This window comes from Hassallia byssoidea VB512170 (assembly GCF_000817785.2).
Taxonomy (GTDB): domain Bacteria; phylum Cyanobacteriota; class Cyanobacteriia; order Cyanobacteriales; family Nostocaceae; genus Hassallia; species Hassallia carrinoi.
Window position 1 is genome coordinate 169298 of record NZ_JTCM02000004.1, and the last position, 14599, is coordinate 183896.

The 14599-nt window shown below is 41.1% G+C and carries 12 protein-coding genes; 7 read left to right on the forward strand and 5 right to left on the reverse strand.

The features are described from left to right. Positions 1 to 80 precede the first annotated feature (80 nt). Positions 81 to 698 (forward strand): TetR/AcrR family transcriptional regulator, encoded by a 618-nt coding sequence (locus PI95_RS03610; RefSeq protein ID WP_039752704.1) that lies wholly within the window; start codon positions 81 to 83, stop codon positions 696 to 698. 103 nt (positions 699 to 801) lie between these two features. Here the strand turns inward: PI95_RS03610 and PI95_RS03615 are convergent, their stop codons facing one another. Next, entirely contained in the window at positions 802 to 1014 is a 213-nt protein-coding gene (locus tag PI95_RS03615) for a hypothetical protein (protein ID WP_039752705.1), read from the reverse strand. A 191-nt stretch (positions 1015 to 1205) separates the two neighbouring features. Between PI95_RS03615 and PI95_RS03620 the strand changes: the two genes are divergently transcribed. Next, positions 1206 to 2699: an aminotransferase class I/II-fold pyridoxal phosphate-dependent enzyme gene (locus PI95_RS03620; protein WP_052325747.1), complete on the forward strand. Its 1494-nt coding sequence runs from the start codon at positions 1206 to 1208 to the stop codon at positions 2697 to 2699. A 238-nt stretch (positions 2700 to 2937) separates the two neighbouring features. Here the strand turns inward: PI95_RS03620 and PI95_RS03625 are convergent, their stop codons facing one another. Continuing rightward, positions 2938 to 3531, reverse strand: a complete 594-nt coding sequence (locus PI95_RS03625; protein WP_039752706.1) for a Uma2 family endonuclease — start codon at positions 3529 to 3531, stop codon at positions 2938 to 2940. A 166-nt stretch (positions 3532 to 3697) separates the two neighbouring features. On the opposite strand from PI95_RS03625, the gene PI95_RS03630 reads away from it, so the two are divergent. Continuing rightward, entirely contained in the window at positions 3698 to 6034 is a 2337-nt protein-coding gene (locus PI95_RS03630; protein WP_039752707.1) for a cation:proton antiporter domain-containing protein, read from the forward strand. A 65-nt stretch (positions 6035 to 6099) separates the two neighbouring features. Here PI95_RS03630 and PI95_RS03635 read toward each other — a convergent pair whose 3' ends face one another. The 3 genes from PI95_RS03635 to PI95_RS03645 form a co-directional block, all read right to left on the reverse strand. Beyond that, positions 6100 to 6681, reverse strand: coding sequence for an NADPH-dependent FMN reductase (locus PI95_RS03635; protein WP_039752708.1), 582 nt, complete (start codon positions 6679 to 6681; stop codon positions 6100 to 6102). Positions 6682 to 6839: 158 nt separating this feature from the next. Beyond that, a complete protein-coding gene (locus PI95_RS03640; RefSeq protein WP_039752709.1) occupies positions 6840 to 7346 on the reverse strand; it encodes a DUF1993 domain-containing protein in 507 nt (168 codons plus the stop codon). Between the two features lie 85 nt (positions 7347 to 7431). Beyond that, positions 7432 to 7647: an Hfq-related RNA-binding protein gene (locus PI95_RS03645; RefSeq protein ID WP_039752710.1), complete on the reverse strand. Its 216-nt coding sequence runs from the start codon at positions 7645 to 7647 to the stop codon at positions 7432 to 7434. 169 nt (positions 7648 to 7816) lie between these two features. Between PI95_RS03645 and dapF the strand changes: the two genes are divergently transcribed. The 4 genes from dapF (at position 7817) to PI95_RS03665 (ending at position 14459) form a co-directional block, all read left to right on the forward strand. After that, on the forward strand, positions 7817 to 8653 hold the full coding sequence (gene dapF, locus PI95_RS03650) for a diaminopimelate epimerase (protein ID WP_039752711.1): 837 nt from the start codon (positions 7817 to 7819) through the stop codon (positions 8651 to 8653). 349 nt (positions 8654 to 9002) lie between these two features. Further along, a complete protein-coding gene (locus tag PI95_RS03655; RefSeq protein ID WP_039752712.1) occupies positions 9003 to 9422 on the forward strand; it encodes a TIGR02391 family protein in 420 nt (139 codons plus the stop codon). Positions 9423 to 9927: 505 nt separating this feature from the next. Then, on the forward strand, positions 9928 to 12555 hold the full coding sequence (locus PI95_RS03660) for a PAS domain S-box protein (RefSeq protein WP_039752713.1): 2628 nt from the start codon (positions 9928 to 9930) through the stop codon (positions 12553 to 12555). Between the two features lie 143 nt (positions 12556 to 12698). Beyond that, on the forward strand, positions 12699 to 14459 hold the full coding sequence (locus PI95_RS03665; RefSeq protein WP_163518576.1) for a PAS domain-containing sensor histidine kinase: 1761 nt from the start codon (positions 12699 to 12701) through the stop codon (positions 14457 to 14459). The last annotated feature ends 140 nt before the right edge of the window (positions 14460 to 14599 follow it).

Here is a 14599-nt window from a genome sequence, read left to right on the forward strand (position 1 = left end):
AGCTCTGACGCGATATCATCGCACAACAAATTACATTTTAGGCGTTATTGCTTACTTTCACTTATCAAGATAATTAAAAAATGGCACGTATAAAAATTAATGAAGTTGAGCGGGAGAATTCCAGCGATAAAGTCGAAAAAATTTTGCTTGGGGCAATGCAGGAGTTTTTAGCGCATGGCTACGCTGGTGCGAGTATGGATAAGGTAGCAGCAGCAGCAGGAGTTTCTAAAGCGACAGTTTACAGCCACTTTCAAGATAAACAAGGACTATTTAAAGTTTTAGTAGAGCAACTTGCAAAAAAGCGGTTTGAATCAATTTTTGGCACGCAATCTCTTGAGGGGGAGCCGAATATTGTCTTGCGTGAGTTGTTAACAAAAGCTTTAAATCAAATGCTGAAAGATAAAGAGTATCAAGCATTTCAGCGAATGTTGATTGGGGAGTCGGCGCGGTTTCCGGAATTATCTCAAGTTTTTCTTCGCAGTATAGCTAAACCTGGGATCGAGATTATTGTTTCTTATCTGGCTTCTCGTCCAGAACTGAATATTCCCGATCCAGAAGCGATGGTATGGATTTTGATGGGATCGCTAGTGCATTTAGTGATATCTCAGGAAATTATGCATGGTAAGGATATTATACCGATGGAAAGCGATCGCTTAATAGATGCTTTGATACACGTCGTCGTCAAATGCGCTGATTAGCTATTATTAAATATCATAGGACACGTCCCAAACCAACTTCGGAAAAGCGAGATACCCGACTTCTTTAAGAAGTCGGGTATCTGGATGCCGCGATTTTTTTCAACTATTTTTTGTAGTAAAGCTGTTCAATCCAGACTCGCATATCTTCTTCGGAACCAAAACAAGCAGAGCTTCCTGTGGTAGGATCGTAAGCTCTGAAGGAAGTTTGACCATGACTATTTGATGTTTGCCAAACTTGTAGTTCAGAACTAGTTACTATAAATCTGAACAAATTTTGCCAAACTTTTTTGAGTAAGGGAACATTAAATGTTTTCATGTTGGTGATTAGTTAACTCTTACTTTCAGATTCGCTTAGAATTTACAACTTGAAAAGATACAAAGAAGGCAAATTTGACTAGTACAGTTATGGTGATGACAACTGTTATAGTTAAAAAATAGTGAACTGTACCGGGCGTATATAGAAAAAATCGTTTATATTGCCTTGTAGTGATAAATGAGCGCTGTATCGTGAAGATTTTTTTAGATCGGCAGTCACCTAAACCTATTTATTTACAAATCAGAGATCGCATCAGTCGTCTGATTAAATCTGGAGCATTGCAAAGTGGCGATCGCTTACCTTCAATTCGCTCTTTGGCGGAGAATTTGCGAGTAAATAAATTAACGATTATTGAGGCTTATAGCGTTTTAGAAGGAGATGGGGTTGTTTGCGCTCGTCAAGGTGCAGGCTATTTTGTCAATAGCCTAAATACTTCGTCTGCGAATTTAAAATCAACTTTTGCACCAGCACAAAACGTGATTATTCCTGAACAATCAGGAGCTTCTTTTTTTGAAGTGCATATGAGTGCAGTGCAAGCACAAACCCAGAAAGGGATGATTAATTTTAGCGGAGGTTTGCCACGTCCGCCAAAAGATATGGCGCTGATTGGTAGACGAGCGCTGACGAATGTTGATACTTTGTTTGCATACGAAGTGCCGCAAGGAGTAGTAACTCTACGCAAACAAATCGCTCAGATGCTGGTTTTTCAAGGACTAGAGGTAACAAGTGAAGATTTAATTGTTACCAATGGTTCCGAGCAAGCTTTATCATTGGCAATGCATTATTATGTGCAACCAGGTGATTGGGTGATTGTGGAAGCTCCAACTTATCATGGTGCGATCGCTATCTTAGAAAACTTAGGAGCCAGAATAATTGGCATTCCCATGAATGCTGAGGGAATAAATTTAGAATTATTGAAACAATACCTCGATAGTCATCGCCCAAAATTAATTTACACTATCAGCACTTTACACAATCCTACAGGCATAACCACAACACAAGCTCATCGGCAAGAATTGTTGACATTAGCGGCAAAATATGAATGTCATATATTAGAAGATAATGCCTACGAAGGATTGAATTTTGAACCTGTACCAGCACCAATTAAAGCTTTAGATCGAGAAGATTTAGTAACTTATGTAGGAACTTTTTCTAAAACTTTGATACCTGGGTTACGGGTAGGGTATATGGTGGTTACAGGCAAGCATATAAGAGCGCTTATCGAGCGGAAGTTACTCCAAGATATCCAAACTTCCAGTGTTTCCCAAGCAATAGTTAGCGAGTATCTTGCTTCCGGACATTATCGCCGTCACCGCAAAAGATTGCAAACAGAAAATCTCATCAGTCGCAATGTAATGCTGCAAGCAATTGAGCGCTACTTTCCCGAATCAGCAAGATGGACAGTTCCTCAAGGCGGATTGTTTCTTTGGGTGCAGTTGCCAGACAATGTTCCTATTGAAGCAATTCGCTATCAAGCTATGGCAGAGAATGTTTTATTTGCATCTGGTTCAGTGTTTTTCCCCAATAAGCAGGGTTATCCAGCTATGCGGTTGAGCTTCTCTAACCCGTCAGAATCAGAAATTGATTTAGGTATATCGATTTTAGGTAAATTGCTGAAAAACTACAGCAGTTCTCATTTGCATACAGCTAGCGGTAAGGAAATGGCGTTGCTGTGTAATTTTTAAGGCTTTATCGTTTTTTCTTGTCACATTAGTTTACATGATAATGTGATACTGGAGAGCGATCGCTTAATTGATTCAAGATGATGTAAACGGCAGCTTCAACATCGCTCGAAAAGTAGTTTTCTCGTTATTGGGCTGCTGACTTGTAATGCACATTAAGAGCCTCTGCCTCTTGACGGGAGGCAGAGCCTCGCTTAAGCATTCCCACGCAGAGCGTGGGAACGAGAGATATACCCCAAATTTAAGCTTCTAACACCTGCTGCGCTGTTAAATTTAATTCTGGAAAGACTTGAGAAACAATTCGCTCATTGCCTCTAAAAACAGCTTCCTCATAAAAACTGTCTACTAAAGTCAAAACTGTTACACCAGGTAGATACTTTGGATCGCCCTCGATAAAATCCACAAGCCAATATTCAGGAATCTCTATTACGTTATATTCAGCACGTTTGCGCCTGTGGTCAATAATTTTAGTTCCTTCACTGACTACCTCAACTACAAGCAATGGGGGAGAATCAATTAACACTGCTGATTTATTTTGCAGTTCCTGCCACTGTGTTAGTGTAACTACACAAACATCAGGGATTCTAGAAGTAGCTCTTCTTCCTACTTGAGGAATTTGAATACCTATAGAGCTGTGCCGAGAAACCCAATTTCTATCCAAACGCTTAATCTCAGCTTTGAAGATATCATTCAAGGCATCCGTAATATCAGCATGTTTACCTCGTGCTGGCGGCATTTCTATTAATTCTCCATCCACTAGTTCGTAACGATTGTCCGTGTCATCGTGATAATTAAGATACTCTTCAAAGGTTAGTTGTCTGGTTGTAGTAGTCATAGAATGCGTGGATTTTAGATTTTGGATTAATCAACATTCACCATTACTTCCCCTCTACCTTGATCCCGACTTATAGAAATTTTGCAATCCCTTCAGTCTTGACCTGGCTTTAGATATGTAAAACTTTGTATGCTGAATTAATCAGTCTTAATAGTTATTTTAAAAAGTGCAAGAAGATTTTAGATTAATAGTTGACTTAGTGTCAGTTTTCGGCATCGCTGCCTGTGGGGGACTTTTGGCGGCTTTGTTGGGACAACCGGTGTTATTAGGGTATCTCATCGGCGGGATTATCGTCGGACCAACCGGACTGGGACTGATAAAAGAAGTTATTCAAGTAGAAACTCTGGCACAGTTCGGGGTTGCTTTTTTGTTATTTGCTTTGGGGGTAGAGTTTTCTTTAGCGGAACTGAAAAAAGTGCGAGCGATCGCTCTTGGAGGAGGCACCGCGCAAATTACCCTGACAATTCTCGTCACGGTTTTGGTATGTGGTGTCACAGGTGCTTGGGGAGTCTTACCTGCTAAAGGCGTCTTTTTGGGAGCAATTCTCTCTTTGTCTTCTACCGCAGTTGTCCTCAAGTGCTTGATGGAGCGCAACGAAACGGAAACGCCCCACGGACAAGTGATGCTGGGTATTTTGGTAGTCCAAGACTTGGCGCTGGGACTAATGATAGCAGTTTTACCCGCGTTGGATCAACCACCAGAATTTATTGGTATAGCAGTATTAACAGCGCTAGCGCGGATTAGCTTATTTGCTGGTGGTGCGATCGCGGCGGGGATTTGGTTGATACCGCCTTTGTTGCGACTGCTAGCCCGTACCGAAAGCCGAGAGCTATTTTTATTAGGAGTGGTGGCGCTGTGTTTGGGTATCGCCCTGCTGACAGAACATATGGGGCTTTCGATTGAGATGGGAGCGTTTGTTGCTGGCTTGATGATTTCTGAGGTGGAATACGCCGATCAAACTTTAACTTATGTAGAACCGCTGCGGGATATCTTTGCTAGTTTGTTCTTTGCTTCAATTGGGATGTTAATCGACCCGGTGTTTTTATGGAACAACCTAGAATTGATTTTGGGATTGGTAGCGCTGGTATTTGTCGGTAAATTTTTGATTATTACGCCTTTGGTGATGCTGTTCCGCTACCCGTTAAAAACCGCGTTAATCGCTGGCTTGGGACTGGCGCAAATAGGGGAATTTTCCTTTGTGCTTGCTAGTGAAGGGCAAGCGCTGGGGTTGGTATCGCGAGGGATATATTTACTGACTTTGGGAACGACAGCGGTAACATTAATAATTACGCCTTTTGTGCTGCGATTAGTGCCGTTTTTATTCAACTTTGCTGAATCAATGCCTTGGCTGAAACCGTATTTAGACGGAGAAGGTCAGCCGCTGGATGTGTCAGATGAGCTACCGATAAAAGACCATGTGGTAATCTGCGGTTATGGGCGAGTGGGCAGAAATTTGGTGAAGTTGTTGCAGCAACACGATTTGCCGATGGTGGTGATAGACCAATCAGAAAGGAGAATTCAGCAGTTGCGGGAGGCGGGTGTGCCTTATGTGTATGGTAATTGCGTGAGTTTCCATGTTTTAGAAACGGCGGGAGTTAACAGTGCTTCATGTATGGCGATCGCACTTCCTGACCCAATGAGTACTCGTCTTTGCCTTAAACGCGCTTTGGAATTATCCCCAGAATTAAATTTGGTTGTTCGCGCTACCAAAGATAAAGATATTGAGGTGCTTTACCAACTAGGTGCCAGAGAAGTTGTCCAACCAGAGTTTGAAGCAAGTTTGGAAATGGCAACTTATTTATTAACAGGCTTAATGTCACCAACTGTCGTACAGCGAGAAATGCAGGAAATTCGCGAACGTCATTATTTGGATTTGCGACCCGAACAGTCAGCATCTGAAGTACAGCGCGATTTACAGCAAGCAACTCAAGATTTAAATCGCCGCTGGTATAGTTTACCATCAGCTTCGCCCTTAGTCGGTATGACTTTAGAAGAAGCGGATATGCGCTATTTAACCGGGGTGAGTTTGATGGCAATTCGCCGCGCCAACGGTGAAGAAATAGATTATCCGCCAACTGGTACAATATTGGCAGAAGGCGATCGCCTATTAATAGTTGGTGCAGATGAAGAATTCGCAGCTTTAGATGAATTCGCCAAAGGTAAAGCTACTGTCCCCGGAGAAAATAGCGCTTGTCAGTGGATAAGTCTCAACGCCGATTCTCCATTTCTCGGTAAAACTTTGGTTAATCTGGATATTCGCCGCGAATACGGCGTACAAGTGCAAGCCATGCGGCGAGATGGCAAATTTATCCGCTTTCCTGATGGTAACATGGACTTGCGAACTCACGACCAAGTGCTTTTGTGCGGTAGCTTGGCGAATTTAAATCAACTACAACACTTGCTGGCGCCAGCAAAACCAGTACCGCTGTCCATCCCTATTGTCAAAGCCGGTGAAGCCGAAGCCCTCAAAGAGTTTTTACCTATGGATAATTGGCGAGAATAGCACAGTCCACGTAGGTAGACTTGGTTTATGTAGTAGCGAATTATATTCGCTTTTAAAACATCCTCTTAAAATGGGGTTCCTTTTTCTTTTCTTTGTCGTTGCAGTGCTTCTTCGTACCACTCTAATTCATCCAAAAATTGACCGACTCTTTTTGTCAAAGTCGCTTCTCGTGAAGCACCTGATTCATCTAGAGAGTCCCCAATTTTGGAAATGGCAAAAATGCTTGAAATAGTAGGCATTCCCATTTCTGACAGAAAAGCGCGTAACTGTATGGCTGCCCGCACTCCTCCAAAGCCACCAGCTGAATAGGAAACAATACCAGCCGGACGAAAAAAGTATTCTTCTAGATAGTGATCCATCAGGTTGCTCAACCCTGGCTGAATGGAATGGTTATATTCTCCCGCAACAACTACAAAACCGTCTGAATATCGGATATGGTCTGCCAGTTCTTCCATTTTTGCAGGAGCCTGACCTTTCTCGTACTCCTTATACATCCGGTCTAAGATGCCAAAGTTATACTCCTTTGCATCCACAAAAATCACTTCATGGTTTCTTTGCCTGAGCTGATCAATCATGAATCTGGCAGCTTTGATACCTTGGCGATCGCTTCTGTAGGAACCATAGAAGACTAATGTTTTGAAGCTCATGATGAATGATTTTTAACTATTTCCGTTAAAAGTCGCACACTGTATTCTTTCTAATGTTGTCATGGATTGCGATATTAATATTAAAATAATTGGAAACAAGCGATCGCTAGCACCCGAAACGTCCGGGTAGTGCGATCGCCTCCACTTATTGCAAAGGGTTAAGACTTACCGAGGAAGTCTTTTTTGCCAAGTTCTACACCGCAGTGTCTGAGAATGTCATAGGTTGTTGTGACATGGAAATAAAGGTTTGGCAAAACAAAATATAGGAGAAATGGCATTCCTTGAAAAGATAGGCTCTTGTCACCCTGCTTAATGGTAATTGATTTATCTTCCGAACCATCTATTTGTTCGGGTTTAAATGTGTCTAAATAAGAGATAGTTTTCTGAACGCGGTCAATAAGTTCGGGCAATGTAGTTTCATTATCCTCAAACTTGGGTGCTTCTGTGCCTGCTAATTGTGCAACACCCCTCTTTGCTATGTCAGAGGCAATTTGTACTTGTCTTGACAATGGAAACATATCTGGGAATAAACGATTATTGACCAACACAGAAGAATCTATCTTTTTGGTTTCTGCATATGTAGCACCTTTTTCCAGAATACCTACAAGGTTCTTCAGTGAGCGAATACACACTGGTACTGAAGCTTGATACATTGAAATAGTCATTGATATTTCTCCAGAAATTGTTAAATAGATATACCCCTCCGTATTATCTCGTAGTTGTTTTCCGAAATCAAATATGATTCCTATACTAACTCTTGGGCTTAATATAGGCGATCGCTTGTTTCCAAACTGTTGTCTGCTGGCTGTTTTCATCGGCAATACAGATACAGTGTGCATCTTGCCATAAAACTCTTCCCGTCAGCACATCACCAGTCAGCAACTTAAATTCTACTGGTGTCGTTTGTTTAATCAGGTTTTGAACTTGTCTAATACTGGGTAATGAAGTGTCGAATTCAGTAATCATTTTTCGTAATGATAGTAGATAGTGGATAGTGGATAGTGGATAGTGGATAGTGGATAGTGGATGGTGGATAGTGGATGGTAGATAGTAGTCAACAACCAACAACTAACAACTAACAACTAACAACTAACAACTAACAATTCCTAATCATTGATAATTCATCCTTGGAGAAATGGCAATCGAATTTACTAAGTATCACGGTTTGGGCAATGATTTTATTTTGATTGACAATCGCTCGTCATCAACGCCAGTCATCACTCCAGAAGAAGCAATCAAGTTGTGCGATCGCCACTTTGGTATCGGTGCTGATGGTGTTATTTTTGCCTTACCCGGAGAAAATAACACTGATTACACGATGCGGATTTTCAACTCCGATGGTTCGGAACCAGAAATGTGCGGTAACGGGATTCGCTGCTTTGCGGACTTTGTGGCTGATTTAGAGGGCGAATCTCGAAATAAAGATAAATATCAAATTCATACCCTTGCTGGTGTAATGACACCTCAACTGATGGCTGATGGACAAGTTAAAGTAGATATGGGTCTTCCCTGGTTACTCGCTGGCGAAATTCCGACTACCTTAGCTAACGCCGACGAAAAGGTAATTAATCATACCTTAGAGGTGGCGGGTAAATCTTGGGATGTCACTTGTGTAAGTACGGGAAATCCGCACTGCATCACCTTTGTAGAAGATGTAGCCGCAATTCCCCTAGAAACAATTGGTCCTAAGTTTGAGCATCACCCAGTTTTTCCCCAACGGATAAACACCGAATTTGTAGAAGTGGTGCGCCGCGACTACGTTAAAATGCGGGTATGGGAAAGAGGTGCAGGTATAACTTTAGCTTGCGGGACTGGTGCTTGTGCCACATTGGTGGCTGGAGTGTTGACCGGAAAATGCGATCGCACAGCTACTGTTGAACTTCCCGGTGGACCTTTGCTAATTGAATGGGCAGACGACCAGCGGCTTTATATGACAGGACCTGCAGAAAAAGTTTTCGCTGGTAAATTATAACTTAAAAGATTTCATCAACCACCAAGACACTAAGACAAAAAGAAAATATTCAACAAGCGTAAATAATTTCTTTCCCGTCCTTAGCGTCTTGGGGTTCAATATAAAAATATTTTGCTTTGCATTATTGACACCTTTTCCCTACTTAACTTGTCGTCAAAAGCCAATGTGTCAATTCTCAAACTGACATATTAGCTATACCCACTATTTATTTATTAGCATTATCTTTTTATCATAAGAGTTTTATATTTTAATTTTTGTTGTCTATTATCTAAATAAATTATCATAAATTGTCTAACTTTTTACACGTAATAAATTATCTACCTCGTCGGAAATCAGGGAGAAATAAAATATGACACTTGAGCAAATAATTTCCCCCTTTCTTTATCAAGCTGTTATAAAAAAATACGAATGCGGACTTTATAGAGATGCGATACTTGCAGCTACATTTCAATTGCAAGAGTGCATCAAGGTAAAAGCTGATTTAGGCACGTCGCAAATTACAGCTAATTTTGACTGCATCAATGAGGTGTTCGGAATGCCGAAACCACTTATCAAAGTCAATAGCATGAATACAGTTGGCGAAGTGTATGAACAAATGGGATTTGATAAAATTTTACAGGGAATATGGCAGGGTATTAGAAATTCCCGAATTCATGCTGAATGTTTGGATGATGAAACTACAGCTTATGCCATCATTGTCTTTATAGACTATCTCATAAATCGTATTCAAAATAGCGTCAACATCGAATATGAGCTAACGAAAGATTAATTATCGTAGTAACGACTTTAGTCGTTTATTGAAAAACTAAAAAACTTGCCAAGTCCTAATAATTTATTTTAATTTAACCTTTATAGAGCTATTAACCCTAATTACCCAAAAGTATTTTATTAAAACTGCGCCCTTAACTATGCTTTCGGATAACGAGTAACACCGTGTCGTAAGTAGCGGTAATTCATGAATTACCGCTACTTTAATAATAGACTTTTCAATTATTTTTGCGTAAGTCCTATAAACATGTAATGTGACAGAATTTTTGTAGACAAAACGCCGATAAAGGTGATTGTAGAGAAATTTTTTAGATGTCATCCGTACCGATCGCCTGTGCAGCAAACGAGAAATTTCCGTAAAATCATCGTTATGTAAGTGATTCATCCAATCGGGTGAATGCGATCGCATCTATTAGAACTACCCTGAAGAAGAGGCTAATGTGCTTTCAAAGATGATGATTACATGGTGTAATACATCAGTTGCTTGTGTATAAAAGGGTTATAAAGTGAATCAAACTGTGAAATTGCCATATACACCAGATTTTCAACCAGAAGCTTTGCCGCTACTAGAAAAAATTGCGGCAAATTTACCGGGGATGATTTTTCAATTTGTTCAGCAGCGAGATGGTTCGCAGTTTGTTGTCTATGCGAGTTCTGGCTGTCGAGAAATATCTGAATTAGAACCAGAAGTTGTGCAAGCAGACTTTCAAATACTACGCAAACTGATTCATCCCCTAGATGCGATCGCCTTTGAAGCATCTGTGAGATATTCTGCCTCTACTTTGACACCTTGGCAATGGTCCGGACGCATTATCACGCCTAGTGGTAAACTTAAGTGGATTCAAGGCACTTCTCGTCCGGAAAGACAAGCAGGAGGTGATATCCTTTGGGATGGCTTGGTGATGGATATCACAGACCGCAAGCAAGCGGAATCAAAATTGCGCGAGAGTGAAGCGCGTTATAAAGCAATTTTAGATGCTATCCCCGATTTAATGTTTCGCATCAGTCGAGATGGCGAGTATCTCGATTTTAAAGGTGAAGGTGCAAAGAAGGCTATTCCCCCAGAAAACATCATCGGTAACAATTTGCGGGATTTATTGCCTGATGATGTTGCTAATAATAGCCTTCATGCGATCGCTAAAACTTTGGATTCTCAGACTCTGCAATCTCTAGAATATCAACTATCAACGCCATTGGGAATACGAAATTATGAAGCACGGTTGGTAGTTAGCGGACAAGATGAAGTCTTAGCTCTTGTCCGTGATATTACGGAGCGCAAACAAGCAGAAATTGACTTGCAAAATCTTGCCGAAAAGTTTTCCAAGGCTTTTCGTTGCAGTCCAAATCCAATTACCATCAGCACAGTGCAAGATGGACGCTTCATAGAAGTTAACGACAGTTTTGTGAAACTCTCAGGTTATGAACGAGAAGAAGCGATTGGACGTACTGCAATTGATTTGAATATTTGGGTAAACCAAAGCGATCGCCAAAAATTATTGCAGCAGTTGCATTCCCAAGGAGCAGTTCGCAATCTCGAATTTGAATTTAGAAAAAAGTCCGGCGAACTTGGTTTTGCAATGGTTTGCGCCGAAATAATTGATTTGAATGGGATGCGCTGCATTCTGTCTGTCACTCATGATATCACAGAACGCAAGCGAACAGAAGCGCAATTACAATTGACATCACAACGCGATCGCTTATTAACCGAAACTTTAGCCAGAATCCGCACTTCGCTCAACTTAGACCAAATTCTCCAAACGACTGTCAACGAAGTTCGGCAATTTTTGCAAGCAGACCGAGTTTTTATTGGTCTAAATGATGGTAACAAAGAAGGCAGAATTCTCGCAGAATCAGTAGATCCAAAATATTCATCAGTTATAGACTGCAAAATTAAAGATCCAGTTGTCATGCAAGAAATGAAAAGGCTACTGACAACTAATAAAGTGCGTGTGGTGGAAGATATCGACCAAATCGATGTATCTCCCAAATTAAAAGCACATTATCAACAATTTCAAACGCGGGCAACCTTAGCAGTCCCAATTATGTTAAATGGTGAATTCTTTGGAGCGTTAATTGCTAATCAATGCTCTCATCCTCGCCATTGGCATCAAATGGAAATTGATTTACTAAAGCAAATGTCAGAACAATTAGCGATCGCCATTCAACAAGCTCAACTATACCAAGAATTGGCAGCACTTAACACCAATTTAGAACAACAAGTAGAAGAACGTACTGCCCAGTTACAGCAGAAAATGCAGGAACTGCAAGAAATCAATCGAGTTAAAGATGTTCTGTTACACACAGTTTCCCACGATATGCGAACTTCAGTCATGGGTAATTTGATGGTGCTAGAGAATTTACTTAAAAGTGGGGGAGTGGGGAGTGGGGAATGGGGAATGGGGGGACAAGGGGGACAAGGGGGACAAGGGGGACAATTATTAATGCCCGATTCCCAATGCCCGATGCCCAATGCCCAATGCCCAATGCCCAATTCCCAATTACCAATTCCCAATTCCCAATTACCAATTCCCAATTCCCAAATCACCGTACAACGCTCAATTATCGAACGAATGATACAAGGTAACGAGCGCCTGTTAGCAATGATTAACTCTTTGCTAGAACTTCATTCCAGCGAAGAACAAGGAATTGTGCTGCATCGAGAACTTGTACAATTGGGTACACTGCTGCCAGCGGTTATCAGAGATTTGCAGCCAATGCTGTCAGAAAACAATGTTACCTTGAAGAACTTAGTTCCCAAGGATTTACCGTTAATCATGGCAGATTCGACTAAATTGCAACGAGTTTTGCAAAATTTGTTGACTTATAGTTGGCTGCACAACCCACCGGGATTAAACTTAACTTTGAAAGCGACAGTTGAGGATCGGATGATTCGCGTTCAAATTCAAGATAACGGTGTGGGGATGAACAAGTTAGAATGCGCTAGGCTGTTTGATTTGTTTGTCCGCGATCCTCAAGCTCGTTCTTCAACTTGCACAGGCTTAAAATTATATATTTCTCGACAAATAATTAAAGCACATCAAGGTGAAATTGGCGTTAAAAGTAACCCCAAACGCGGTTTAACTTTCTGGTTTACCTTACCTTTGGCAAATTTGCCGACAACGAGCCGCTCATAATGTCACTATAGGAATGGTTGAGAGTGCAAAATTCAAAAAATTAATTTTTATTTTTTATTTTTGAATTTTTAATTCCCCGTTTGCGTAGCGTCTCACAATGAGAAGGGGTTGACCGAGGTTATGGAAATTGGTCACAGGAAGAAATGAATACCGTCATCAAAAAAGTGCAAAAGTGTTGGAGAACAGCCATATGGGGAAAAATATCAACAACAGATGCAATTTTCGGCGAGTATAGAGCTTGGCGCGATCGCTTTTTGTGGCAAAGGTTACATTTAGGAATCTGGATCGCTATTCTCTGCGTATTTACATTTATCTTACGCGACATCTTGCAACAGGTGTTTCACCTGCAAGAAATCCCAAAGATACCGCACGAAATTAAAAATCTCGCTTTAACTATCAATAGCTGCATATTCCTATGTTTATTAGTGTGTTTGTTTTTACACAAAACTAACATAGCGCGTCGTTATCCGGGGCGCCTTTTTTTATGTTTATCTTTTTCTGTCACTTTAGTTGAGCAATTTGTCGCTACCTTCAAAGGTTTCGCTCTCCCCGATCAATTAGCTTGGATTATTGCCTTTTTGACTCAAGCGATGCTGATTCCAATTCGCTGGTATCTGCATCTGGGATCGCAGTTGGGAGTGGTACTTTATTATTTTGTCGTAAATAGCGTCTTAGGGCTGAAACTACCCCCACCATTCAGTCAAGAACCGATATTCGGTGTAACGCTGATTATGTTGATATTTTGGGTATGTTTCATCTGCGATTTAGGTGTATATTTATACGAAAGGCTGCAACGCTCTGAATTTTACGCTCGTAAAGAACTTGAGATTGCTAACGAGAAATTAACCGTTACAGAAGCTAAATATCGAAATATCTTTGAAAATGCAGTTGAGGGAATTTTTCAAAGCACTGTTGATGGTCGTTATATTACCGCAAATCCCGCATTAGCACGTATTTATGGCTACGCATACCCAGAAGAAGTGACGACATTAATTGACATTGAACATCAATTATATGTTGACCCGAATCGCCGTGCCGAGTTTGTCCGTTTAATTGAACAGTATGGTAGCGTATCCGAGTTTGAATCGCAAATTTATCGCCGCGATGGTAGCATTGTTTGGATATCAGAAAATGCCTATGCAGTCCGCAATTCCAGGGGACAACTGCTTTATTACGAAGGAATGATTGAAGATATCACCAAGCGCAAGCAAGCGGAAGAAGCGCTAAGAGTATTTTTTCATGCAGTTTCCCACGACTTACGCAACCCGGTGCTGGGAACTTTAATGGTGCTGAGGAATTTGCTATCGCGTTCAGAGGACAAAATAGCTGTTTCCCGCTTCATTTTAGAGCGGATGGAACAAAGTAGCGATCGCCAACTTAGTTTAATTAATTCGCTCATGGAAGCTCATATGAGCGAAGTTCAAGGCGTAGCTTTACAACTTCAGCCAGTAGAATTATTAAAAGTGGTAGAAGCAGCGATCGCAGACTTAAAGCCGATGCTAACAGAAAATCAGGCATTGCTGATAAATCATGTCACCGCAGATTTACCGATAATAAATGCCGATCCTACCCAATTATGGCGAGTATTCTCTAACTTGATTGTTAATGCAGTCAAACATAATCCCCCAGGATTAACAATTACCATAAATGCCAGCATCCATAATGATAAGATTTGTTGCAGCGTCGTTGATAACGGCGTGGGAATGAGTCAAAAACAAAGCGATCGCTTATTTGACCTTTACTTTCGAGGCACCAGCGCCCGGAATTCTATCAGTTTAGGATTAGGCTTATATCTATGCAAGCAAATCATCACCGCACATGGCGGCGAAATTGGCGTTAAAAGTGCAATCAATGCCGGGGCAACTTTTTGGTTTACACTACCTATATTTAAAGCTAATAAATAGCTAAAAATTGGGCATTGGGGGGTCAACAGAGCGATTTTTTTCGGGGGATTCACAAACAATAGACAAAAATGGACAGCCTTTTTTTAAAGATCCGCATGGGCCCAACGATACCCTCAGATGAAGGCTGTCCATTTTTGTCC